The sequence below is a fragment of the Achromobacter mucicolens genome, assembly GCF_029866465.1.
Taxonomy (GTDB): Bacteria; Pseudomonadota; Gammaproteobacteria; order Burkholderiales; family Burkholderiaceae_B; genus Achromobacter; species Achromobacter mucicolens.
This window is the reverse complement of the sequence record NZ_CP123364.1, coordinates 2,505,378-2,527,828: the sequence shown is the minus strand read 5'-3', so window position 1 is coordinate 2,527,828 and position 22,451 is coordinate 2,505,378. Positions and strand designations below refer to the sequence as shown.

The window sequence follows — 22,451 nt, the reverse complement described above, 5'->3', positions numbered from 1 at the left end:
CGGTCCTCAACCCGCGCCGCGGAATTCGGGATACAGCGTCATGCCGCCATCCACGAAGAGCGTGGTGCCGGTGACGTAGTCCGACGCATCGCCCGCCAGCCAGACGGCGGCCTGCGCAATGTCCTCGGGCTCGCCGATCCGGCCATAAGGGATGAGCTCCAGCAGCTTGGCCAGCGCCTGCGGCGTGTCCCACGCGGGCTGGTTGATCGCGGTGCGAATGGCGCCGGGCGCAATGGAGTTGACCCGGATCCGGTCCGGCGCCAGTTCCTGGGCCAGCGATTTCATCAGCAGCGAAATGCCGCCCTTGGAGGCCGCGTAGTTCACCTGAAACGCCCACGGGATCACTTCGTGGACCGAACTGATGAACAGGATGTTGCCCACGGACAGCTTCTGGCGGGCAGGATCCGGGGACTGCGACTTGAAAGCCCGGGCCGCCGCGCGGGCGCAGAGGAAGTGCCCGGTCAGATTGACGTCGATCACCCGCTGCCAGTCCGCGAGCGTCATGTCGGCGATCGGCGACGGATGCTCAACGCCCGCGTTGTTGACCAGGATGTCCACCCGGCCGAAATGCTGCATCGCCTGCTCGAACAGATGGTCGACGTCGGCTTCGCGGCTGATGTCCGCGGCCGCCGCCACCGCCGTGCCGCCGCTGCGCTGAATCGATTCCACCACCGCCCCGCCGCGGGCCTGCGAATCGCCGCCAGCCCGGTGGTTCACCACCACCCGCGCACCCGCTTGCGCGAGGCCGATTGCCACGGCGCGTCCAATACCGGACGACGCGCCCGTCACCACGGCCACGCGGCCGTTCAGGTCAGTCGTGTGCTGCATGCCAGTCTCCTTGGCGGTCGGCATGGGCCGGCCGCCGGTGTAGAGGAATCCAGGGTAGTCCCGCGCAAGGGGCCGGCGCAACCCGGCCGCTTCGGAGCGGCGGACAGCAAGCGCCATTCCTCAGGCCGGAAACACAATAATGCAACACCATAAGTTGCGTAAGAAGCCGCCGGCTTCTATCATGCAACTTTCAAAGTATCGAAATCTCAATTCTCAGCCCCCTGAGTTCAGCCCGTTCCGGAGGATCCTTCATGCACTACGACGTCATCATCATCGGCGGCAGCTTTGCCGGCCTGTCCGCCGCCATGCAATTGGCGCGAGCGCGCCGGCAGGTGCTGCTTGTCGATGCCGCCCGGCCCCGCAACCGCTACGCCGCGCACGCGCACGGATTTCTGGGCCAAGACGGCGTGCCGCCGCAGGAGATCGTGGCCAATGCCCGCGCGCAGCTTGCGCGCTATCCGACGGTGTCGTTCCTGGACGGCGAGGCGATCCAGGCGCTGGCGCAGGACGGCGGCTTTGCCGTCGTCATGGCGGGCGGCGAACAGGTGCGCGGCGCGCGCCTGATCCTGGCGACCGGCATGCGCGACGAACTGCCGCCACTGCCCGGATTGCAGGCGCGCTGGGGCCAGACCGTGCTGCACTGCCCGTACTGCCACGGCTTCGAGGTGGCAGGCGAACCGCTGGGCGTGCTGGCCGCGCATCCGATGTCGGTTCACCAGGCGATGTTGCTGCCCGATTGGGGGCCGACCACCTACTTCACGCAGGGCCAGTTCGAACCGTCGCCCGAGGATGCCCGCCATCTTGCCGCGCGCGGCGTCCACGTGGAACGCACGCCCGTCGTGGCGCTGCTGGGCGACGCGCCAGCCCTGACGGGCGTGGTGCTGGCCGACGGCCGCGAGGTGCCGGTACGCGCGCTGTTTGTCGCCAGCCGCGTGCACATGGCCAGCCCGCTGGCCGCACAGCTGGGCTGCGAATTCGACGAGGGGCCGTTGGGACCCGTCATTCGCGTGGACGACATGAAGCAGACCACCGTGCCCGGCGTGTTCGCCGCGGGCGACGCGTCGACCCCGATGTCCAACGCCACGCTGGCCAGCGCCTCGGGCGTCATGTCGGGCGTGTGCGCGCACCGCTCGCTGGTCATGCCATGACGTCATGCAGACGGGGCCCTGGCCCGTGCATAATGGCGGGATTGCCGGCCCGCTCTCCGCCTGGAGCACGGGCCGCATGTTCATCCGACCATGCATCCAGGAGCAGCCGTGCTGGATCCCATCCTCGCCGAACTTTCCACTACCCTGCCCGCCGCCAAGTCGGTCGAGCAGTTGACCCGCCCGCTGCTGGACATGCTGGGCGCCGTAACCGGGCTTGAATCGACATACCTTACCTCGATCGACCTGAAGGCCGAGCTGCAACGCGTACGCTACGCGCGCAACGTGGGACACCTGCAGATCCCGGAAGGCCTGTCGGTGCCCTGGGACGACACGCTGTGCAAGCGCGCGCTGGACGAAGGCCGCATGAGCACCAGCAACGTCGCGCAGTGCTGGCCCGATTCGGACGCGGCCCGGCAACTGGGCATACAGACCTACGTCAGCACACCGGTGCGCGCCGACGATGGCGCCTTGTACGGAACGCTGTGCGCCGCCAGCGCCCGCCGCCACGAAATCAGTCCCGAGGCCGAAGCGGTGCTGAAACTGTTTTCCAGCGTGATCGCCAGTTTCATAGAGCGCGAAATGCTGGTTGAGCAACTGCATGCGGCCAACGTGCAGCTCCTGTCGTATGCGCTGACCGACATGCTGACGGGCCTGCCCAACCGGCGCGCGCTTTACGAAGCGCTGGACCGGCTGCTGGCGCGGGCCGTGCGCGAACACGGCAGCGTGCTGGTCGGCGTCATCGACCTGGACGGGTTCAAAAGCATCAACGACACGTACGGCCACCAGGCGGGCGACACCTTTCTGCAGGAAGTTTCGCGGCGCATGGCCGCGGCGCTGCGCGGATCGGACATGCTGGGACGCGTGGGCGGTGACGAATTCGTCCTGATCGGGCCCGGCCCCGCGCTCATTCGCAAGCGGCCGGATGCTGGCGGCGTGGCGCAACAGGCCGAAGCCGAAGAAGCGGCGCGCGCCATGGAAGAGCGCATCCTGGCTGCCACGATGGGGCGCTATCCGCTGGGCGAAACCACGGTGGCCTATGAGGGCGCCAGCGCCGGGGTGGTGGCGCTGGACCCGGCCGGACTGGACGCCGAAGCGGCCGTCCGGCTGGCCGATGCGCGGATGTATGAAATCAAGCAGGCGCGCCGCGCGGCGCGCACCATTCACTGATTGGCCGCGCGGCGCATCGGCGTTCGATGCGCCGGCGCGCAAACCCGCGTTGACGCGCGGGCGCGCGCCTATTGCAGTTGCGCCTTGAAGAACGTCGCCACGCGGGCGTTCAGGTCCTGGTGGAATGCGGTGCGATCAAAGCCTGCCTCATCGCGGCAGATGCCGGGCGATGCCTCGGCCTGTTCGGCGCCGCACGGCGCCAGAAACGCGAAATGTCCGGCGCCATCGGCCACCTGGTAGTCGGGCGCGGCGCCCAGGCCCTCGCGCACCGCCTGCACGCTGGCGGGGCTGACGCCATCGCCGCCCTGCGCTGAAGCCCAAAGCTGGATCGGCAGCGACACGCGCTTGAGCGCCTCTTGCGGAAAGACATTGAGCGGATCGGCAATGACCGCCGCCTTGATGCGCGCGTCCTGCGGATACGGTTGCTGCGGCACCCGGCCCGCCGCGATGTCGCGGCACATGGGCAGCGATGCCTGGCTGGCGCAGATTGCCAGCCCCGCCGCCAGATCCGGCGCCGCACCCGCCAGCACCAGGCCCGTATAACCGCCCCGTGAAAAACCAAAGAAGCCGATCTTGTCGGGATCCAGCCTTGCCTTGTCGGGCCACGTGCCGGTCATGTAGTCGATCAGACGACGCACTTCGCGCGGCCGGGTGGAAAAAATGGACAGATAGCCCTGGCGCGACTTGTCCTGCGCGTTGTCGCCCACGTGATTGATCGCCGCCACCACGAAACCGGCGTCGGCAAGTGCTGCCGCGGTGTCGTGGTGGCTGAGGTACGAACCCGCCGACCCGTGCGAGATGACGATGAGCGGGTAGCGGCCTTCGGGCAGCTTGCAGCCCTGTACGCCCTGGATGGTGACGCGGCCCACCTTGATCTCGCCGGCCGGTTCGGCGCAGGGCGTCCAAACCGCGCCTTGCAGGCCGGGACCGTTCTGGTCCATGGGCAGGTTCAGGCGTTGAGAACCGGCGGCGTGCGCCATGCCGGCGGACAGGGCCAGCGCAGCAGAAACCAGGGAGACGGCGAGCTTGGAAATGGGCATGCGGGACAGGATGAGGAGAGACGCGCGGCGCGCGGATGGCGAGATTGTGGCATGCGCGATTCCCCGGCGGCGCGAGGCCTGGGCGTGCAAAAAAAGAACGCCACAGGCAGCCTGTGGCGTTCATGCGTTGACGGCCAATGCGTTGACGGAAAGTCAGGCGCTTACCGCACCTTGCCGGCCTTCCACGCCGACAGCAGCTGGTCGTACGGAATCGTCTCGCCCTTCGGCTTTTCATTGGCCAGCTTCTTCCACGGCGCGTGCTGGTCGGACAGCCACTTGCTGGGATCGCTCTTGGGATTGAGCTTGGGCGCGCATTGGGCCATCCCGGCCCGTTCAAGCCGCGCCATCACCTGATCCATTTCGTTCGCCAGATTGTCCATGGCCGCCTGCGGGGTCTTTTCGCCCGTGACCGCGGTGGCGACGTTCTTCCACCACAGCTGCGCCAGCTTCGGATAATCCGGTACGTTGGTGCCAGTCGGCGTCCACGCCACGCGCGCCGGGCTGCGGTAGAACTCGATCAGGCCGCCGTAGTTGGCCGCGTTCTTGGTGAAGAATTCGCTGTTGATGTCGCTGTCGCGGATGAACGTCAGGCCCGTGATCGACTTTTTCAGCGACACCGACTTGGACGTGACGAACTGCGCATACAGCCAGGCAGCCGCCATCTTGTCGGGGTTGGTGGACTTGAAGAACGTCCACGACCCCACGTCCTGGTAGCCGTTCTGCATGCCGTCCTTCCAGTACGGACCATAGGGCGACGGCGCCATGCGCCACTTCGGCGTGCCGTCGTCGTTCACGACGGGCAGGCCCTTCTTGGTCATGTCGGCGGTAAAGGCCGTGTACCAGAAGATCTGCTGCGCGATCTGCCCCTGCGCCGGCACGGGTCCCGCCTCCGAGAAGGTCATGCCCATGGCCTGCTGCGGCGCGAACTTCTTCATCCAGTCGATGTACTTGGTCAGCGCGTACACGGCGGCCGGGCTGTTGGTGGCCCCGCCGCGCGAGACCGACGCGCCCACCGGCGTGCATTTGTCGTCGGCGACGCGGATGCCCCACTCGTCCACCGGCATGCCGTTGGGCAGCCCCTTGTCGGCCGCGCCCGCCATGGACAGCCACGCATCGGTGAAGCGCCAGCCCAGCGACGGGTCTTTCTTGCCGTAGTCCATGTGGCCGTAGACGCGCTTGCCGTCGATCTCCTTGACGTCGTTGGAGAAGAACGTGGCGATGTCTTCGTACGCGGACCAGTTGGTGGGCACGCCCAGCTCATAGCCGTACTTGGCCTTGAATTTTTCCTTCAGATCCGGGCGGGCGAACCAGTCGGCGCGGAACCAGTACACGTTGGCGAACTGCTGGTCCGGCAACTGGTACAGCTTGCCGTCGGGCGCCGTGGTGAACTTGGTGCCGATGAAATCCTTCAGGTCCAATCCGGGATTGGTCCATTCCTTGCCCGCCCCGGCCATGTAATCGGACAGCGGCAGGATGGCGCCATAGCGGTAGTGCGTGCCGATCAGGTCGGAATCGGAGATCCAGCCGTCGTAGATGGACTTGCCGGACTGCATGGACGTCTGCAGCTTTTCGACGACGTCACCTTCCTGGATAAGGTCGTGGTTGACCTTGATGCCGGTGATGTCGGCAAAGGCCTTGGCCAGCACCTTGGATTCGTACTCGTGCGTGGTGATGGTTTCGGACACCACGCTGACCTCATTGATGCCCTTGGCCTTGAGCTTGGCCGCGGCATCGATGAACCATTTCATTTCGGCCATCTGCTGTTCCTTGGACAGCGACGACGGCTGAAACTCCGAATCGACCCACTTCTTCGCCTCCGGCTCGCCGGCCCAAGCCCCTGACGTTCCGATCAGGGCGATAGCGGCCGCCATGGCGTGCATGCGCAATTTCATGACCTGTCTCCTCGATAAGTCTTCCCCTATCGTGCTGCGGACCGCTGGCCGGGGAAGACGCTGGCCGATAGTCCTTTACCTGACTGCCCGAAACCAACGAAGGGTCTGGCGCCCTTCTCTCACCCTTTTTTCATGATGAAGGCCAGCAGCAGCATGGACAGCACGAAGCTGATCCACACCGACGGCGGCTGATCCAGCGAAAACCATTCGACCGCTTTCTGGCCGAATCCCAGGAACGCCAGATTCAGCCACGCCGCGGCCATCAGGCCAATGAACAGCCGGTCGCCGCGCGTGGTGCGCAGGGGCAGAAAGCCCTTGCGCTCCTGCGTGGGCGACTTCAATTCCCAGATCGTCATGCCGACCAGCATCAGGACGATGCAGCTGAAGAACACGGCGACCGGGGTGGTCCAAACCATCCAGCTGAACATGGCTGCGCCCTCCTGTTGTCCAGATGCCTACACGCGGCCCATCGCGAAGCCCTTCGCGATGTAGTGCCGCACGAACCAGATGACGATGCCGCCCGGCACGATGGTGAGCACGCCCGCCGCGGCCAGCACGCCCCAATCCATTCCGGAGGCCGACACGGTGCGCGTCATGGTCGCGACGATCGGTTTGGCATTGACCGAGGTCAGCGTGCGCGCCAGCAGCAGTTCCACCCAACTGAACATGAAGCAGAAAAACGCCGCCACGCCGACGCCCGACTTGATGAGCGGCAGGAAGATCGTCAGGAAAAAGCGCGGGAACGAATAGCCGTCCACGTAGGCGGTCTCGTCGATCTCGCGCGGCACGCCCGACATGAAACCTTCCAGGATCCACACCGCCAACGGCACGTTGAAGACCAGGTGCGCCAACGCCACGGCCAGGTGCGTGTCCATCAAACCGAACGAGCTGTAGAGCTGAAAGAACGGCAAGAGGAACACGGCGGGCGGCGTCATGCGGTTGGTGAGCAGCCAGAAGAACACGTGCTTGTCGCCGATGAAGCGGTAGCGCGAGAACGCGTAGGCGGCCGGCAGCGCCACGCCCAGCGAGACGACCGTGTTGATGACGACGTAGATCAGCGAGTTGATGTAGCCCGAATACCAGGCCGGGTCCGTGAAGATGGTGCGGTAGTGCTCGAAGGTGAAGTCGCGCGGCCAGAGCGTCAGCGTGCTGACGATCTCGGTGTTGGACTTGAACGACATGTTCAGCATCCAGTACAGCGGCAGGATGGCGAACACCAGGTACAGCGTCAGGAAGGCGCCGCGCCACCAGGAGGATTTCTCACGCATTTGCCCGCTCCTCGTCGAAGCCGCCCGTGGTGCCCGCGCGCTGCATCCAGTTGTAGAGGATGAAGCACAGCAGCAGGATGATCAGGAAATAGATGATCGAAAACGCCGCCGCCGGGCCCAGGTCGAACTGGCCCACGGCCTTCTGCGTCAGGTATTGCGACAGGAAGGTGGTGGCGTTGCCCGGGCCGCCGCCGGTCAGCACGAAGGGCTCGGTGTAGATCATGAAGCTGTCCATGAAGCGCAGCAGCACCGCGATCATCAGCACGCCGCGCATCTTGGGCAGCTGGATATAGCGGAAGACGGCAAAGCGCGAGGCGCCGTCGATCCTCGCGGCCTGGTAGTACGCATCGGGGATGGCGCGCAGCCCCGCGTAGCACAGCAGCGCCACCAGCGGCGTCCAGTGCCACACGTCCATGACCAGCACGGTGACCCAGGCGTCGACGTCATTGCCCGTGTAGTTGTAGTCCACGCCCAGCCACGACAGCGTGGCGCCCAGCAGGCCGATGTCGGTGCGGCCGAACACCTGCCAGATCGTGCCGACGACATTCCACGGAATCAGCAGCGACAGCGCGATGATGACCAGCACGGCCGACGCGCGCCAGCCGCTGGCGGGCATCGACAGCGCCAGCAGGATGCCCAGCGGGATCTGGATCAGCAGCACCGCGAACGAGAACCCGATCTGCCGAAAGAGCGCACCGTGCAGTTCCTCGTCCTGCAGCACCGCGGCGAACCACTCGGTGCCGACAAACACGCGGCGCTCCGGCGAAATGATGTCCTGGACCGAATAATTGACGATGGTCATCAGCGGCAGAATGGCCGAGAACGCCACGCAAAGCACGACCGGCATGACCAGGAACCAGGCACGGTGATCGGTGGGTTTCATGGGATCAGCACCTCGTCGTGGTAGAAGCAGGTATGCGGGTTGAGCACGGACAGCCACACCGTGCCGCCCTTGCCTTCGGTGACGATGTTGCTGCCCAGCCGGGCGCGCACGGCCGTGCCCTCGAAGTCGGCGACCAGCAGCGTGTAGGTGCCCACGTCCTGCACGCGCTCCACGCGCATGGGCACCGCGCCGGGCGCCCCGGCCTCGGCCTGCCGCAGGTATTCGGGACGCACGCCCAGCTTGACCGGCCCCGCGTCCCGCAGCTTGGCGGCCACGGCCTCGGGCACGCCGTCCATGCGGCGCTGCCCCACCATCACCGCGCCATCGCGCCACTGCGCGGGCAGGAAGTTCATGCCGGGCGAGCCGATGAAATGGCCGACGAAGGTGTGCGCGGGCCGCTCGAAGAGATCGTCCGCGCTGCCCACCTGCACCGCGCGGCCCCGCGCCATCACCATCACCTGGTCGGCAAAGGTCAGCGCCTCGGTCTGGTCGTGGGTCACGTAGATCAGCGTCAGCTTGAATTCGTGGTGAATTTCCTTGAGCTTGCGCCGCAGCTCCCACTTGAGCTGCGGATCGATGACGGTGAGCGGTTCGTCGAACAGGATGGCCGACACGTCGCTGCGCACCAGCCCGCGGCCCAACGAAATCTTTTGCTTGGCGTCCGCCGTCAGGCCGCTGGCCCGGCGATCCAGGACGTTGGACATTTCCAGCATTTCGGCGATGCGGCCCACGCGCTCGCGGATGCGCTCGGGCGGCACGCCGCGGTTGCGCAGCGGAAACGCCAGGTTTTCGGCGACGGTCATGGTGTCGTACACCACAGGAAACTGGAACACCTGGGCGATGTTGCGCGCCTGCGGGGTCTTGTCGGTGACGTCCTGGCCGTCGAACAGAATGCGCCCGTGCGACGGCCGCAGCAGGCCCGACACGCAATTGAGCAGCGTGGTCTTGCCGCAGCCGGAGGGCCCCAGCAACGCGTAGGCGCCGCCGTCGCGGAAAGTAAATTGCAGCGGCAGCAGCGCGTAGTCGTCATCGGACTGGGGATGGGCGACGTAGGAATGGGACAGGTCCAGCTCGATCTGCGCCATCAGGCCACCTCCCCCGCGCCGGCCGGCTGGCGCGGTGCGGCCAGCAGCGCGCCGTCCGCGCCGAAGGCATAGGTCTGGGCAGGATCGAAGTACAGTTGCACCCGCTCGTCCAGCTTGTAGCGGTGCACGCCGGGCAGCTGGGCCACGACGTCGCCCGCGGCCGTCTCGGCGTGCACGAACGTGTCGGAACCTGAAATTTCAGCCAGCGTGACCCGGCCGGGCAGCGCCACGTGGCCGGGCCGCGCCTCCACGTCCAGCGCCCCGGCCCGCAGGCCGGCCGTGATGCCGGCCTCGGCGCCCGGCGGCAGCGCGCGCGCCACCGCCACGTCGCCCTGGAGCACGAAGCCGCCGTTGTCGCGGCGGGCGGCGAACAGGTTCATCGGCGGATCGCTGAAAGCGCGCGCCACACGGATCGAATTGGGCCGGTGAAAGACGTCGGCCGTGGGGCCGTACTGCAGCAGTTCGCCCGCGTCGAGCACGGCGGTGTGGCCGCCCAGCAACAGCGCCTCGCCGGGCTCGGTCGTGGCGTAGACCACGGTCGAACGCCCCTGCGCAAACAATTCCGACAGTTCGTCGCGCAATTCCTCGCGCAGCTTGTAATCCAGATTGACCAGCGGCTCGTCCAGCAGGATCAGCGGGGCGTCCTTGGCCAGCGCCCGGGCCAGCGCCACCCGCTGCTGCTGGCCGCCAGACAGCTCGGACGGGTAGCGGTCCAGCAGATGATCGATGTGCAGGCGCGCCGCCATCGCGTGGACTTTGTCGCGGGTATTGGCCTCGCCGCGCAGCTTGAGCGGCGAGGCGATGTTGTCGTAGACCGACATGGACGGATAGTTGATGAACTGCTGGTAGACCATGGCCACGTTGCGCTGGCGGACCGGCACGCCGGTGACATCGGCGCCGTCAACCCGCACGCGGCCTTCGGTGGGCCGGTCCAGCCCGGCCATGATGCGCATCAGTGAGGTCTTGCCGGCCAGGGTGGCCCCCAGCAGGACGGTCATGGCGCCGGGAACCGGGGCCAGGCTCATGGGATACAGGTGCGTCTGCGAGCCGGCCCGCAAAGCTATCCCGTCCAAGGTCAGCTGCATCTAGTCTCCTCAACCTACTTATACGTCCCTGTTTTCTACGGACTTCGGTATTCGGCACAGCGTCCCGCCCTTTACGGCGGCGCGATCACGCGCCGACGCAACAGGATGAGCATACTCTTTCAGATGGCTTTCGTTTTTTGTGCGTTTTACCGAAGAAGCGAACAAAAAACAATCTTGCGGTGCGTCATTATTTTTCGCTTTTGTTGTTTTATCATTCGAACATGACACTGAATCCACGACAGAGCGCGCTGATCGAAATGGTGCGGGCCCAGGGCTCCGCCTCGATCGAAGAGCTCGCCAAACGCTTCGACGTGACGCTGCAGACCGTGCGGCGGGACGTCAACATCCTTTCCGAAGCCGGCCTCTTGTCGCGCTTTCATGGCGGCGTGCGCATCGAAGCGTCCACCATCGAGAACATCGCGTACCGCAAGCGCCAAGGCCTGCATGCCGCGGGCAAGCAGCGAATCGCCGAGGCCGTGGCCCGCGCGGTGCCGGATGGCTGTTCGCTGATCCTGAACATCGGCACCACCACCGAAGCCATTGCGCGCGCGCTGCTGCGCCATCGCGGGCTGCGCGTCATCACGAACAACCTGCACGTGGCCGACATCCTGTCCGACAACCCGGATTGCGAAGTCATCGTGGCCGGCGGCGTGGTGCGTTCGCGCGACCGCGGCATCGTGGGCGAAGCCACCATGGATTTCATCCGCCAGTTCAAGGTCGACATCGGACTGATCGGCATTTCCGGCATCGAGGCCGACGGCACGCTGCGCGATTACGACTTTCGCGAAGTGCGCGTGGCCCGCACGATCATCGAGCAATCGCGTGAAGTCTGGCTGGCCGCCGACAGCAGCAAGTTCAAGCGCCAGGCCATGGTGGAACTGGCGCATATCTCGCAGATCGACCGGTTCTTCACGGACGCGCATCCCCAGGAACCGCTGGCACAAGTGTTGCTGGATTCGGGCGTGCGCTGTGACGTCGCCGCGGCGCTGAACCTGCCCAAACCGACCCCCTGACCCGTGCGCCGCAGCGGCCCCAACCTCCGCTTGCGCGCTGCCGGCACGAATATCGAAGCATTTACCTCGCGGCCACGCCGCCCCCAAAGAACATGAACCAACCCCTAGCCTCCGTCACCCCGCCCGAACGCAGCCGCCTACTCAACACGCTGGACAACACGCACTCCTGGGACGTCATCGTCATCGGCGGCGGCGCGACCGGCCTGGGCACGGCGGTGGATGCCGCCGCGCGCGGCTACCGGACGCTGCTGATCGAAGGCGCCGACTTTGCCAAGGGCACGTCCAGCAAGGCCACCAAGCTCGTCCACGGCGGCGTGCGCTACCTGGCGCAAGGCAATGTCAGCCTGGTGCGCGAAGCCCTGCACGAGCGCGGCCTGCTCAACCGCAACGCCCCGCATCTGGTCTGGCCCCTGGGTTTCGTGGTGCCGGCCTACACGATGATGGACCAGCCCTTCTACGGCATCGGCCTGAAGATGTACGACATGCTGGCGGGCAAGCTGAACCTGGCGCCCAGCCGCTGGCTGTCGCGCCGCGAGACGCTGGCCAACGCCCCCACCCTGGCCGAGACCGTCAACGGACGCAGCCTGAAGGGCGGCGTCCTGTACTACGACGGCCAGTTCGACGACGCGCGCCTGGCGATCAGCCTGATGCGCACGCTCTTTGACCTGGGCGGCACGGCGGTGAACTACGTGCGCGCCACCGGACTGACCATGACGAATGGCAAGGTGGACGGCGTCACGGCCACGGATGTGGTCGGCGGATCGACCTTCACGTTGCGCGCGCGCTGCGTCGTCAACGCCACCGGCGTGTGGGTCGATGCAGTGCGCCGCATGGAGGACAAGAACGCGCAGACGATGGTGGCGCCCAGCCAGGGCGTGCACCTGACGCTGCCGCACGACTTCCTGCCCGGCAAGCGCGCCGTCCTCATCCCGAAGACCGACGACGGCCGCGTGCTGTTCGTGGTGCCCTGGAACGGCCACACCATCGTCGGCACCACCGACACGCCGCGCCAGGACCTGCCGCTGGATCCCGACGCGGGCGCGCAAGACGTGGATTTCATCCTGAACACCGCGGCGCGGTATCTGAGCCGCAAGCCGACGCGCGACGATGTGACCAGCGTCTGGGCCGGCCTGCGCCCGCTGGTCAAGGCGACCGGCGAGGCCTCCACCAAGAAGCTGTCGCGCGAGCACACGATCCTGGTGTCCAAGGCCGGCCTGGTGACGGTGACGGGCGGCAAATGGACGACGTACCGGCGCATGGCGCAGGACGTGGTGGACACCGCGATCCAGCACCAGTTGCTGACGCAGGCCTCGTGCCGCACCGAGTCGCTGCCGCTGCACGGCGCCGGCGGCCTGGCGCCGTCGCAGGAACACGCCGGCACGCCTGACAGCTACTACGGCAACGATCTGGCGACGCTGCAAGCGTTGCCCGGCGCCGGGCGCATGCTGGTCAAGGCCAGCGGCCTGTCCGAGGCGCATGTGCGCTTTGCCGCCCGCTACGAACTGGCGCGCAGCGCGGAAGACGTGCTGGCGCGCCGCAACCGCGCGCTGTTCCTGGACGCCGAGGCCGCCATGCTGGCCGCGCCCGAGGTCGCGCGCATCCTGGCCGAGGAACTGGGCCACGACGCGGCCTGGCAGCAGCGCACGCTGCAGGATCTGGCCGCTGTCGCTGCGAACTACCGCTTGAAGTAAACCGCTACGGCACGCGTAGCGGGCTGCCCCCGATCATCGATTCGAAGACGCGCAGCAGGTCGGGATCGCATTTCGATCCCGCCTCCTGGTTCAGGATCCGCATGATCTGCGTGTGGGTGCGCGCCGGATGGTAAGGCCGCGCATCGCCCAGCGCGTCGTAGGAATCGGCCACCGAAATAATGCGCGCATGCAGCGGAATGGCGTGGCCCGACAGGCCATCCGGATAACCGGAGCCGTCGAAGTGTTCGTGGTGATGCCGCACCGCCAGCGCAATGGCTTCGCGCTGCGGCATCGCGGTTTGCAGGATGATGAAGGCGCCCGCCGCAGCGTGCGCCTTCATGATTTCCCAGTCTTCCTTTTCCAGCCGATGCGGGCTAAGCAGCACGCGGTCGGGCGTGCCGATCTTGCCCACGTCGTGCAGCCGCGCCGCCACGGACACGACGTCCAGTTCATCCTGCGGCAGCCCGCAGGCCCGGGCCAGCGCAACGCTTAGCGCCATCACCCTTTTGCAATGCCGGCCAGTGGCCGGGTCGCGCGCCTGCATGGCGGCGAAAAGCGCCGCTTCATAAGTTCCTGCTGGGAGATCGGGGACGTCGGGGGGCATTGGAAAGCACGCGCGCCGCAACGGCATGACGGCGCGCTCAGTTCAGAAAGGCGGGATTCTGACACAATCCGCCACAATGCCGGGCCGCATCGCGCTTGGCGTGCGGCCCGGCTCATGTCCTGCCCTGCGCGCCCGGCGGCGGTCAGTCCTTCAGGCGTTCCAGCAGCGCGCGCGCCACGCCCACCGACGAGCCGGGATTCTGCCCCGTGATGAGCAGGCCATCGCTGACCACGTGCGGCTGCCAGTCCGGCCCGCTGCTGTACAGCCCGCCCAGCTTTTTCAGTTCGTCCTCGACCAGAAACGGCACGACATCGGTCAACTGCACGGCCGCTTCTTCTGCGTTGGAAAAGCCCGTGACCTGCCTGCCCTGCACCAGCGGCTTGCCGTCGGCGGTCTTGGCGTGACGCAACACGCCGGGCGCATGGCACACGGCCGATACCGGCTTGCCGGCGGCCAGCATGGTTTCGATCAGCGCCACCGAATTGTTGTCTTCGGCCAGGTCCCACAGCGGGCCGTGGCCGCCGGGATAGAAGACCGCGTCGTAGTCCGAGGCCTGCACCTCGGACAGCCGGCGCGTGGATGCCAGCACGCGCTGCGCGTCGCTGTCTTGCTTGAAGCGGCGCGTGTCGTCCGTCTGCGCGTCGGGATCGTCGCTCTTGGGATCGAGCGGCGGCTGGCCGCCCAGCGGCGAGGCCAGCGTGAGCTTGGCGCCGGCGTCCAGGAACGCGTAATACGGCGCCGCAAACTCTTCAAGCCAGAAGCCCGTCTTGCGTCCCGTGTTGCCCAGCGTGTCGTGGGAAGTCAGCACGATCAGGATGTTCATGTAGCGCTCCATTCGTCAGGGCCGACCCGCACAATGCGTTTGCCGGCATTTTCGCCCTTGAGCAGCCCGATCAGCCCGCGCGGGGCGTTCTCCAGGCCGTCGACCACGTCTTCACGATACTTGATGCGGCCTTGCTTGATGAGGTCCAGCATGGCGTCGCGGAATTCACCGTAGCGGTGCGCGTACTCGTTGAAAATGATGAACCCCTGCATTTTCAGCCGCTTCGTCAGGATGGTGCGCATGAGCAGCGCGAGCCGGTCCGGGCCCTCGGGCTGGCTGGTCGCGTTATAGGCCGAGATCAGTCCGCAGACCGGCACGCGGGCTCGCGGGGTCAAGAGCGGCAGCACGGCATCGAAGACGGCGCCGCCGACGTTTTCGAAATACACGTCGATGCCTTGGGGCACGGCCGCGGCCAGGCGGCCTGCCAGGTCCGGCTGCCGATGGTCCAGGCATTCGTCAAAGCCCAGCTCCTGGACCACGTAGCGGCACTTGTCGGGTCCGCCGGCAATGCCCACGACCTTGCAGCCGTGGATCTTGGCGATCTGGCCCACCACCGCGCCCACCGCCCCGCTGGCAGCGGCCACGACGACGGTTTCGCCCGCCTTGGGCTGGCCGATGTCCAGCAGTCCCATGTAGCCGGTAAAGCCGGGCATGCCCAGCACGCCCAGCGACCAGGACGGGTTTTCGGGGTGGGCGCCCAGGCGCAGCAGGCCCGCGCCGTCGGACACGGCGTAGTCCTGCCACCCGGTCTGCGCCAGCACCCATTCGCCGACTGGAAACTGCGGATTATTCGAGGCCTGGACCCGCGTGACGGTGCCGCCGACCATCGGTTCGCCAATCTGCACGGGCTCGGCGTACGACGGAGCATCGCTCATGCGGCCGCGCATGTAGGGGTCGAGCGACAGGTAGACCGTGCGCAGCAGCACCTGGCCCGGGCCGGGTTGGGGGACTTCGCCCGTTTCCAGGCGGAAGTCGGTATCGGCGGGCACGCCGTGCGGCCGCGCGGCAAGCACGATACGGCGGTTGGTTGAAGCGGATTGGGGCATGGTGTGCGGCCTCCTTCATGGAGCCGGCCGGGCCTCGCGACACGCCCGGGCGGCGTGGTGGGGAACCGGACCATTACACCATCGCAAGCCGCCGGCAACTGCTGAAACCCTGATGATCGAGCCCCCTTTTAATTAATTAATTCTTTAATTAGAATCCAACGCATGGCTTCCGCATCCCCTTCTTCGCCCCCTCGCCGTCCCGGGCGGCCGCCGCGTCCGGAAAACGCCACCGCGCGCGCCAATCTGCTGGATCTGGCCACGCAGCTGTTCGCCGCGCAGGGCGTGGCCGCCACCACGATCGCCAACATCGCGCAGCGCGCGGGTGTCACGCCGGCGATGCTGCATTACTACTTCAAGAGCCGCGACCAATTGATCGACGCCGTGGTGCTGGAGCGGATCGTGCCCGTCATCGGCTATGTCTGGGCGCCCGTGCCGCTTGAGCCGGGTGGAGCCGCCGGAGGGCCGGCTGCTGATGGCCCACCTGCTGGCGGCACGCCCGCGCCCCCCCTGCCCGATCCGGCGTCGGCGGCGCGCGGCTTCATCACGGAAATCGTGGGCCGCGTGGTCCAGAGCGCGACCGAAAAGCCCTGGCTGCCCTCGCTGTGGATGCACGAAGTTGTCAACGAAGGCGGCCAGCTGCGCGATCGCGTGCTGCGCCATCTGCCGTCGGACCGGCTTCAGGCGTTTGCTGGCCTCATTGCCGAATGCCAGCGGCGCGGCGCCATCACGCCGGGGGTGGAACCGCGCCTGGTGTTCCTGTCCATTCTGGGCATGACGCTGCTGCCGCTGGCCACGTCGAATTTATGGCGCCGCATCTGGCAGAACGACCCGGTGGCGCAGACCATCGACAACGACGCGATCGCGCGCCACGCGATCGCCATGCTGACCGGCGGCCTCTTTGCGCCCACCACGCCGCCAACCTCCTCGTCTTCAGGACGCTGACCATGCGCACCCTCCGCCTTCTGCCCGCTTCCCTGGCCTTGCTGACGCTTTTCGGCTGCGGCAACCACGACCAGGCCTTCTACCAGGGCTACGTGGAGGGCGACTACGTCTATGTGGCCTCGTCCGAGCCGGGGCGCCTGGACACGCTGGCGGTGCGGCGCGGCCAGCAGGTCGACGCCAACCAGCCGCTCTACACACTGGACGCCACGCGCGAAGCCGCCGCGCGCGATCAGGCCCAGGCCGAGCTGTCGGCGGCGCGCGCCCAGCTGGAGGACATCGCCACCGGAAAGCGGCCCCCCGAAGTCGACGTCAGCCTGGCGCAATTGGCGCAGGCGCAGGCGGCCAGCCGGCGGTCCGCCGCGCAGCTTGCCCGCGACAATGCGCAGTTCCGCATCGGCGGCATCCCGCGTTCGCAGCTGGACGATAGCCGCGAGCAGGCGCAGTCGGACGCGGCGCGCGTGCGCGAACTGCAGGCGCAGGTCGAGGTGAACCGGCTGCCGGGGCGCGACGACGCGCGGCGCGCGCAGGCCTCGCAAGTGGAGGCGGCCGACGCCGCGCTGGCGCAAGCCGAATGGACGCTGGCCCAGAAGCAGCTGGCCGCGCCGTCCGCGGGCCGGGTGTTCGACACGATGTACCGGGTGGGCGAATGGGTGCCCGCCGGCAGCCCCGTCGTCAGCCTGCTGCCGCCCGGCAACATCAAGGTGCGCTTTTTTGTGCCGGAGACGGTCGTGGGGTCGCTGAAGATCGGGCAACAGGCCACGCTGCGCTGCGATGGCTGCGGCGATCCGATACCCGTGCGCATCGATTACGTATCGGATCAGGCCGAATACACCCCGCCCGTGATCTACAGCCGCGAAAGCCGCAGCAAGCTCGTGTACATGGTGGAAGCGCGCCCCGCTGCCGACGTGGCGGCGCGGCTGCATCCGGGCCAGCCGGTGGAGGCCACCCTGCCATGAGCGCCCCCGGCTCCGCCACCAACGTCATCGACGTTCACGGCCTGAACAAGCACTTCGGCAACAAGCACGTCGTGAATGACGTGACGCTGCAGGTGCGCGAGGGCGAAATCTTCGGCTTCCTGGGCCCCAACGGCAGCGGCAAGACAACCTGCATCCGCCTCATGTGCGGCCTGCTCACGCCGGATTCGGGCAGCGGCACCTGCCTGGGCTACGACATCCTGCGCGACAGCGCCCAGATCAAGCGCAACGTCGGCTACATGACGCAGAAGTTCTCGTACTGGGAAGACCTGACCATCCGCGAGAACCTGGATTTCGTGGCGCGCATGTACGGAATGGACCAGCGCAAGGAGGCCGTGGACCGCGCGCTGCAGGATCTGGGGCTGCAAAGCCGCGCGGGACAGTTGACGGGATCGTTGTCCGGCGGCTGGAAGCAGCGGCTGGCGCTGGCCGCCTGCCTGCTGCACCAGCCACGGCTGCTGCTGCTGGACGAGCCCACCGCCGGCGTGGACCCGACGGCGCGGCGCGATTTCTGGGAGCAGCTGCATGAACTGGCGGCGCGCGGCATCTCGGTGCTGGTCAGCACCCACTACATGGACGAGGCCGAACGCTGCCACAAGCTGGCCTACATTTCGTACGGCAAGCTGCTCACGCAGGGCACCGCCGACGAGGTCATCGCCGAACAGGACCTGACCACCTGGGCGATCCACGGCGCCAACCTGGTTCCGCTGGGCCAGCAGCTGCGCGGCGCGCCCGGGGTCGACCAGACGGTCGCGTTCGGGTCGGCGCTGCATGTCAGCGGCAAGGACGCGGCGCAGCTGGGAAGCACGCTGCGCGCGGCCATCGCGGGCCAGGACCTGCGGCTGGAACGCGTGGACACGAGCCTGGAAGACGTCTTCATCTACCTGATGAACCGGTCCACCGACAACTTTGCGAGCCAGCCATGACCGCGCGCCTGAACGGCTTTTCGTGGTCGCGCTGGTGGAGCATGGTGCTCAAGGAATTCCTGCAGCTGCGCCGCGACCGTATCACCTTCGGCATGATCGTCGGCCTGCCCATCATGCAGCTGGCGCTCTTCGGGTACGCCATCAATACCGACCCGCGCCAGATGCCCACCGCCATCATCGCCTCGGACCACAGCCCGTTCACGCGCAGCTTCATCGCGGCGATGCGTTCGTCGGACTACTTTCACATCGTCGAGGAACTGGACACCGAGGAAGCGGGCCGCGCCGCCCTGGCGCAGGGCCGCGTGCTGTTCGTCGTGACCATCCCGCCCGACTTCACCCGCAGCCTGTTGCGCGGCGAACGCCCCGCCCTGCTGATCGAGGCGGACGCTACCGACCCCATGGCCACCGGCATGGCGCTGGGCGCGGCCACCCAGCTCACCCAGGCCGTTGCGCAGAAGGACCTGACCGGGCCGCTGGCAAGCCTGGCGGGCGGCCAGCCGCCCTTCGACGTGCGCATCCACCAGCTCTACAACGAAGAACAGATCTCGCAATACAACACGGTGCCGGGGCTGATGGGCGTGATCCTGACCATGACGCTGGTGATGATGACCGGGCTGGCGATGACCCGCGAGCGAGAGCGCGGCACCATGGAAAACCTGCTGGCGATGCCGGTGCGGCCGATCGAGGTGATGACCGGCAAGATCGTGCCCTACATCGCCATTGGTCTCATCCAGGCCACCATCATTCTCGCGGCGGCGCATTTCGTGTTCCACGTGCCCGTCATGGGCAGCCTGCTGTCCGTCTACCTGGCCGCGCTGCTGTTCGTCGCGGCAAACCTGACGGTCGGCATCACGCTGTCGTCGCTGGCGCAGAACCAGCTTCAGGCCATGCAGCTGACCATGTTCTATTTCCTGCCGAACATGCTGCTGTCCGGCTTCATGTTTCCGTTCCAGGGCATGCCGATGTGGGCGCAGCACCTGGGCAACCTGCTGCCGCTGACGTACTTCAACCGGCTGATCCGCGGGATCCTGCTCAAGGGCAACGGCTGGTGGGACCTGTGGCCCAACATCTGGCCGCTGATGCTGTTCACCGTCATCGTGATGACCGCCGCCGTGAAGTTCTACCGCCGCACCCTGGATTGATCCCATGCTCCGCGCCCGCCACCTGCCCGCTTCCCGCCCCCTGGCCGTCTCGGCGCTCTGCGCCCTCGTGACCGCCTGCGCGGTCGGCCCCGACTTCGACAAGCCGGCCGCGCCCGCCGTGTCGTCCTATACGCCCGGACAGGACGCGCTGCCGCCGGGACAGCAACGCCTGCAGGCGGGCGCCGACATCCCCGGGCAGTGGTGGCGGTTGTTCCAGTCGGAGCCGCTGGACCGGCTGGTGCGCCAGGCGCTCGACGCCAGCCCCACGCTGGATGAGGCGCGCGCGCGGTTGCGGCAGGCGCAGGAAGACCTGGCCGCCGACACCGGCGGGCGCATGCTGCCCGCGGTGGACGGCAACCTGTCGGCAGCCCGCAAGAAGGTGGATCCGGCGGCCTATGGCGTGCCGGTCGCCGAGCCGCCCCCGCCCTTCACGCTCTACAACGCCTCCATCGACGTGTCCTACACCCTGGACGTGTTCGGCGCCAACCGCCGCGCGCTGGAAAGCCTGGCTGCGCAAATGGATTACCAGGCCCACGAACTGCAGGCGGCACGCATGTCTCTGGCGGCCAACGTCGTCACCGCCGCCATCCGCCAGGCGGACCTGGCCGAGCGGCTGGCGGCCACGCGCGATCTGCTGGCCGCGCAGGGGAACCAGCAGGACATCATGCAGAAACGGCTGGAGGCGGGCGGCATCGCCCTGGCCGACCTGCGCAACCAGGAGCTGCTGGTCGCGCAGACGCGCGCCACCCTGCCGCCGCTGGAATACCAGCTGGCGCAGGTGACCCATCAGCTTGCGACCTACCTGGGCATGCCGCCCGCCAGCCTGCAGTCGCCCCCGCTGCGCCTGGCGGACCTGACGCTGCCGCCGGATGTGCCCACGGGCGTGCCCTCGGCGCTGACGCGCCAGCGGCCCGACATCCTGGCCGCCGAAGCCCTGTGGCACAAGGCATCGGCCGACGTGGGCGTTGCCACGGCCAACCTGTATCCGCAGTTCACGCTGACCGCCAGCTTCGGTTCCCAGCGCACGGGCGCGAACGAACTGGCCAATGGCGTGAATGTCTGGAATCTTGGCCTGGGCCTTGTCCAGCCGCTCTTTCACGGCGGCGAGCTGCGCGCGCGCAAGCGCTCGGCCGAAGCCGCGTATGATGCGGCCGCGGCGGCCTACCGCCAGACCGTGCTGGATGGTTTGCGCCAGGTGGCCGATGCGCTGCGCGCGCTGCAGACGGACGGCGAGGCCTTCGCGGCCTATGACGACGCCTGGCGCCGCGCGGACGACGCCGGCCGCATCGCCGCGGGCCGCTACCAGGCCGGCGGCATCAGCCACCTGAGCCTGCTGGACAGCCAGCGGCAGGTGTTACAGACGCGGATTTCGCGCATCGAGGCCGACGCGGCGCGCTACACCGACACGGCCGCCTTGTTACAAGCGCTGGGCGGCGGATGGTGGAATGAGGCGGTTGCCGTCGTGCCGTGAGCCGCCAAAAGGCGATTCCCGCGCCCATGGCCGAGAATTCGGGTAGGAAAGTGTCGTTGAGCGCTTTTTGGAAAGCGGTGTAACCGTTGCATCATGCCTGTGCTCAAGCTGCATGATGTTTACACCGATTCATGAATGACCTATTAGACCTGATCGTCTTCGCTCCCGACGCCGGCCAGCGCGTGCGCCGCAGCGAGGAACTGGCCGAAATGGGGTTCTCGCCGCGTCCTTGCGAAGACTCCAACGGACTGTTCCGCCTGTTCCAGGCCCGCCGCACCCCGCTGCTCGTGATGCAAGCCGAATTTACCGATCTCTGCATGGCCGTCGCAGGTCTGCGCGCCATGGACACCACCGCCGGCATCGTCGCCATTTCCGCCTTCGACACCCCCGAGAACCGCATCCTGGGCCTGCACTGCGGCGCCGACGCCTGCTTTTCGCCCGACGTCGCCACGGGCGAGATCGCGGCCGCCCTGCAGGCGCTTGTGCGCCGCGTGCCCACCGCCGCCGGCCGCCGCGCCCCCGAGGCCGAGCCGCGCCCAGCCGTGGCCGCAGCCCCCGCCGAACCGACCGGCAAGTGGCAATTCCTGGACGCGGCCTGGACGCTCGTCAGCCCCCACGGCACGCGCCTGGCGCTGACCCAGGCCGAACGCGACTTCCTGCTCAAGCTGACCGGCTCGCCCGACAAGCGCATGCCGCGCGGCGACCCGCCGGGCATCGATCCGCATTCCGGCCGCGAATCCGTCCGCCGCACGGACGTCGTCGTCAGCCGCCTGCGGCGCAAGGCCCAGGACGTCGACGTGGAATTGCCCATCCGTACCGTGTGGGGCTGGGGCTACGCATTCACCGGGGAAATCTAGCGCGCCGCGGGCGTATGATTTCGCGTACAAGGCCGACCCCCGGCCGCTTCTGCCCCGAGTCCCATGGAAGTCTTCGAACGCCTGCAAGCCCTGCTCATCCAGAACCAGGCCCGTTACCGCCTGCTTGAACATGCCGCGGCCGGGCGTTCCGTCGAGGTCGCCGCCATTCGCGGCACCGAGGTCAGCCAGGGCGCGAAGGCGCTGGTCTGCCGCGTAAAGATCTCTTCCAACCTTCGCAAGAACGTGCTGGCCGTCTTTCCCGCGGACAAGCAGGCCGACCTGGACGCCATTGCGCGGGCGGCCGGCGGCAAGAAGGCCTCGCTCGCGTCGCAGGACCTGGCGCGCGAATTGACCGGCTGCGAGATCGGCGCGATTCCGCCCTTCAGTTTCAATCCGGACCTGACGCTACTGGTGGACCCCAGCCTGCGCGAACGCCACGCCGAAATCGTGTTCAACGCGGGACGCCTGGACGCGTCCATCCTGCTAAACACCGACGACTACTTCCGCCTGGCCGCGCCTGAAGAGGCGCCGCTCATCAAGGCCTGACAGCCGCCCATGAGGCCACC

At 67.4% G+C, this 22,451-nt stretch carries 22 protein-coding genes; 11 read left to right on the top strand and 11 right to left on the bottom strand.

Annotated elements, in window-relative coordinates:
• Positions 1-6: 6 nt before the first annotated feature.
• The gene (locus tag QEP15_RS11570) at positions 7-828 is read right to left on the bottom strand and encodes a glucose 1-dehydrogenase (protein WP_280148796.1); all 822 of its coding nucleotides are present in this window, start codon (positions 826-828) and stop codon (positions 7-9) included.
• A 251-nt stretch (positions 829-1,079) separates the two neighbouring features.
• On the opposite strand from QEP15_RS11570, the gene QEP15_RS11565 reads away from it, so the two are divergent.
• Entirely contained in the window at positions 1,080-1,976 is an 897-nt protein-coding gene (locus QEP15_RS11565; RefSeq protein ID WP_217618457.1) for an NAD(P)/FAD-dependent oxidoreductase, read from the top strand.
• 111 nt (positions 1,977-2,087) lie between these two features.
• Positions 2,088-3,143 (top strand): GGDEF domain-containing protein, encoded by a 1,056-nt coding sequence (locus QEP15_RS11560; protein WP_227741381.1) that lies wholly within the window; start codon positions 2,088-2,090, stop codon positions 3,141-3,143.
• Between the two features lie 68 nt (positions 3,144-3,211).
• Here the strand turns inward: QEP15_RS11560 and QEP15_RS11555 are convergent, their stop codons facing one another.
• The 7 genes from QEP15_RS11555 to QEP15_RS11525 all read right to left on the bottom strand — a co-directional run bounded on the left by QEP15_RS11555 (position 3,212) and on the right by QEP15_RS11525 (position 10,396).
• Positions 3,212-4,183 carry an alpha/beta hydrolase family protein gene (locus tag QEP15_RS11555; RefSeq protein WP_280148795.1) on the bottom strand — a complete coding sequence of 324 codons (972 nt, stop codon included), beginning with the start codon at positions 4,181-4,183 and terminating at the stop codon, positions 3,212-3,214.
• Between the two features lie 161 nt (positions 4,184-4,344).
• Positions 4,345-6,075: an ABC transporter substrate-binding protein gene (locus tag QEP15_RS11550; RefSeq protein WP_063953969.1), complete on the bottom strand. Its 1,731-nt coding sequence runs from the start codon at positions 6,073-6,075 to the stop codon at positions 4,345-4,347.
• A gap of 119 nt (positions 6,076-6,194) precedes the next feature.
• Positions 6,195-6,503 carry a DUF2160 domain-containing protein gene (locus QEP15_RS11545; protein WP_056317261.1) on the bottom strand — a complete coding sequence of 103 codons (309 nt, stop codon included), beginning with the start codon at positions 6,501-6,503 and terminating at the stop codon, positions 6,195-6,197.
• A gap of 27 nt (positions 6,504-6,530) precedes the next feature.
• Positions 6,531-7,343, bottom strand: coding sequence for a carbohydrate ABC transporter permease (locus QEP15_RS11540; RefSeq protein ID WP_056317259.1), 813 nt, complete (start codon positions 7,341-7,343; stop codon positions 6,531-6,533).
• Positions 7,336-8,226 (bottom strand): carbohydrate ABC transporter permease, encoded by an 891-nt coding sequence (locus QEP15_RS11535; RefSeq protein ID WP_056317256.1) that lies wholly within the window; start codon positions 8,224-8,226, stop codon positions 7,336-7,338. The genes QEP15_RS11540 and QEP15_RS11535 overlap by 8 nt, the downstream gene beginning before the upstream one ends.
• A complete protein-coding gene (locus QEP15_RS11530) occupies positions 8,223-9,311 on the bottom strand; it encodes an ABC transporter ATP-binding protein (protein WP_280148794.1) in 1,089 nt (362 codons plus the stop codon). The genes QEP15_RS11535 and QEP15_RS11530 overlap by 4 nt, the downstream gene beginning before the upstream one ends.
• Positions 9,311-10,396, bottom strand: a complete 1,086-nt coding sequence (locus QEP15_RS11525) for an ABC transporter ATP-binding protein (protein ID WP_175155388.1) — start codon at positions 10,394-10,396, stop codon at positions 9,311-9,313. Before QEP15_RS11525 ends, QEP15_RS11530 begins: the two co-directional genes overlap by 1 nt.
• Before the next feature lie 221 nt (positions 10,397-10,617).
• On the opposite strand from QEP15_RS11525, the gene QEP15_RS11520 reads away from it, so the two are divergent.
• Together QEP15_RS11520 and QEP15_RS11515 are read left to right on the top strand one after the other, a co-directional pair.
• A complete protein-coding gene (locus QEP15_RS11520) occupies positions 10,618-11,409 on the top strand; it encodes a DeoR/GlpR family DNA-binding transcription regulator (RefSeq protein ID WP_280148793.1) in 792 nt (263 codons plus the stop codon).
• A gap of 92 nt (positions 11,410-11,501) precedes the next feature.
• Positions 11,502-13,100, top strand: coding sequence for a glycerol-3-phosphate dehydrogenase/oxidase (locus QEP15_RS11515; protein ID WP_217618456.1), 1,599 nt, complete (start codon positions 11,502-11,504; stop codon positions 13,098-13,100).
• A 4-nt stretch (positions 13,101-13,104) separates the two neighbouring features.
• Here the strand turns inward: QEP15_RS11515 and QEP15_RS11510 are convergent, their stop codons facing one another.
• The 3 genes from QEP15_RS11510 to QEP15_RS11500 form a co-directional block, all read right to left on the bottom strand.
• Positions 13,105-13,704 carry an HD-GYP domain-containing protein gene (locus tag QEP15_RS11510; protein WP_217618455.1) on the bottom strand — a complete coding sequence of 200 codons (600 nt, stop codon included), beginning with the start codon at positions 13,702-13,704 and terminating at the stop codon, positions 13,105-13,107.
• Between the two features lie 142 nt (positions 13,705-13,846).
• Entirely contained in the window at positions 13,847-14,527 is a 681-nt protein-coding gene (locus QEP15_RS11505) for a type 1 glutamine amidotransferase domain-containing protein (protein ID WP_056317241.1), read from the bottom strand.
• Positions 14,524-15,573, bottom strand: coding sequence for an NADP-dependent oxidoreductase (locus QEP15_RS11500; RefSeq protein WP_280148792.1), 1,050 nt, complete (start codon positions 15,571-15,573; stop codon positions 14,524-14,526). The genes QEP15_RS11505 and QEP15_RS11500 overlap by 4 nt, the downstream gene beginning before the upstream one ends.
• A 162-nt stretch (positions 15,574-15,735) precedes the next feature.
• On the opposite strand from QEP15_RS11500, the gene QEP15_RS11495 reads away from it, so the two are divergent.
• From QEP15_RS11495 to QEP15_RS11465, 7 genes are all read left to right on the top strand, one after another.
• Positions 15,736-16,515, top strand: a complete 780-nt coding sequence (locus tag QEP15_RS11495; protein WP_280148791.1) for a TetR/AcrR family transcriptional regulator — start codon at positions 15,736-15,738, stop codon at positions 16,513-16,515.
• A 2-nt stretch (positions 16,516-16,517) separates the two neighbouring features.
• The gene (locus tag QEP15_RS11490; RefSeq protein ID WP_217618454.1) at positions 16,518-17,471 is read left to right on the top strand and encodes an HlyD family secretion protein; all 954 of its coding nucleotides are present in this window, start codon (positions 16,518-16,520) and stop codon (positions 17,469-17,471) included.
• Positions 17,468-18,415 (top strand): ABC transporter ATP-binding protein, encoded by a 948-nt coding sequence (locus QEP15_RS11485; RefSeq protein ID WP_175155382.1) that lies wholly within the window; start codon positions 17,468-17,470, stop codon positions 18,413-18,415. The genes QEP15_RS11490 and QEP15_RS11485 overlap by 4 nt, the downstream gene beginning before the upstream one ends.
• Complete coding sequence (locus tag QEP15_RS11480) at positions 18,412-19,557, top strand: ABC transporter permease (protein ID WP_128829460.1); 1,146 nt, start codon at positions 18,412-18,414, stop codon at positions 19,555-19,557. The genes QEP15_RS11485 and QEP15_RS11480 overlap by 4 nt, the downstream gene beginning before the upstream one ends.
• A 4-nt stretch (positions 19,558-19,561) precedes the next feature.
• A complete protein-coding gene (locus QEP15_RS11475) occupies positions 19,562-21,028 on the top strand; it encodes an efflux transporter outer membrane subunit (protein WP_175155381.1) in 1,467 nt (488 codons plus the stop codon).
• Positions 21,029-21,159: 131 nt separating this feature from the next.
• The gene (locus QEP15_RS11470) at positions 21,160-21,885 is read left to right on the top strand and encodes a response regulator transcription factor (protein WP_062841504.1); all 726 of its coding nucleotides are present in this window, start codon (positions 21,160-21,162) and stop codon (positions 21,883-21,885) included.
• A 63-nt stretch (positions 21,886-21,948) separates the two neighbouring features.
• Complete coding sequence (locus tag QEP15_RS11465) at positions 21,949-22,431, top strand: YbaK/prolyl-tRNA synthetase associated domain-containing protein (RefSeq protein WP_056317222.1); 483 nt, start codon at positions 21,949-21,951, stop codon at positions 22,429-22,431.
• The last annotated feature ends 20 nt before the right edge of the window (positions 22,432-22,451 follow it).

Coding starts and splice junctions, on each gene's coding strand:
- QEP15_RS11495 (WP_280148791.1), top strand. CDS start 15,736: ATGGCTTCCGCATCCCCTTCTTCGCCCCCTCGCCGTCCCGGGCGGCCG.
- QEP15_RS11550 (WP_063953969.1), bottom strand. CDS start 6,075: ATGAAATTGCGCATGCACGCCATGGCGGCCGCTATCGCCCTGATCGGA.
- QEP15_RS11565 (WP_217618457.1), top strand. CDS start 1,080: ATGCACTACGACGTCATCATCATCGGCGGCAGCTTTGCCGGCCTGTCC.
- QEP15_RS11475 (WP_175155381.1), top strand. CDS start 19,562: ATGCTCCGCGCCCGCCACCTGCCCGCTTCCCGCCCCCTGGCCGTCTCG.
- QEP15_RS11465 (WP_056317222.1), top strand. CDS start 21,949: ATGGAAGTCTTCGAACGCCTGCAAGCCCTGCTCATCCAGAACCAGGCC.
- QEP15_RS11530 (WP_280148794.1), bottom strand. CDS start 9,311: ATGGCGCAGATCGAGCTGGACCTGTCCCATTCCTACGTCGCCCATCCC.
- QEP15_RS11545 (WP_056317261.1), bottom strand. CDS start 6,503: ATGTTCAGCTGGATGGTTTGGACCACCCCGGTCGCCGTGTTCTTCAGC.
- QEP15_RS11570 (WP_280148796.1), bottom strand. CDS start 828: ATGCAGCACACGACTGACCTGAACGGCCGCGTGGCCGTGGTGACGGGC.
- QEP15_RS11555 (WP_280148795.1), bottom strand. CDS start 4,183: ATGCCCATTTCCAAGCTCGCCGTCTCCCTGGTTTCTGCTGCGCTGGCC.
- QEP15_RS11490 (WP_217618454.1), top strand. CDS start 16,518: ATGCGCACCCTCCGCCTTCTGCCCGCTTCCCTGGCCTTGCTGACGCTT.
- QEP15_RS11505 (WP_056317241.1), bottom strand. CDS start 14,527: ATGAACATCCTGATCGTGCTGACTTCCCACGACACGCTGGGCAACACG.
- QEP15_RS11480 (WP_128829460.1), top strand. CDS start 18,412: ATGACCGCGCGCCTGAACGGCTTTTCGTGGTCGCGCTGGTGGAGCATG.
- QEP15_RS11540 (WP_056317259.1), bottom strand. CDS start 7,343: ATGCGTGAGAAATCCTCCTGGTGGCGCGGCGCCTTCCTGACGCTGTAC.
- QEP15_RS11470 (WP_062841504.1), top strand. CDS start 21,160: ATGAATGACCTATTAGACCTGATCGTCTTCGCTCCCGACGCCGGCCAG.
- QEP15_RS11515 (WP_217618456.1), top strand. CDS start 11,502: ATGAACCAACCCCTAGCCTCCGTCACCCCGCCCGAACGCAGCCGCCTA.
- QEP15_RS11535 (WP_056317256.1), bottom strand. CDS start 8,226: ATGAAACCCACCGATCACCGTGCCTGGTTCCTGGTCATGCCGGTCGTG.
- QEP15_RS11500 (WP_280148792.1), bottom strand. CDS start 15,573: ATGCCCCAATCCGCTTCAACCAACCGCCGTATCGTGCTTGCCGCGCGG.
- QEP15_RS11520 (WP_280148793.1), top strand. CDS start 10,618: ATGACACTGAATCCACGACAGAGCGCGCTGATCGAAATGGTGCGGGCC.
- QEP15_RS11485 (WP_175155382.1), top strand. CDS start 17,468: ATGAGCGCCCCCGGCTCCGCCACCAACGTCATCGACGTTCACGGCCTG.
- QEP15_RS11510 (WP_217618455.1), bottom strand. CDS start 13,704: ATGCCCCCCGACGTCCCCGATCTCCCAGCAGGAACTTATGAAGCGGCG.
- QEP15_RS11525 (WP_175155388.1), bottom strand. CDS start 10,396: ATGCAGCTGACCTTGGACGGGATAGCTTTGCGGGCCGGCTCGCAGACG.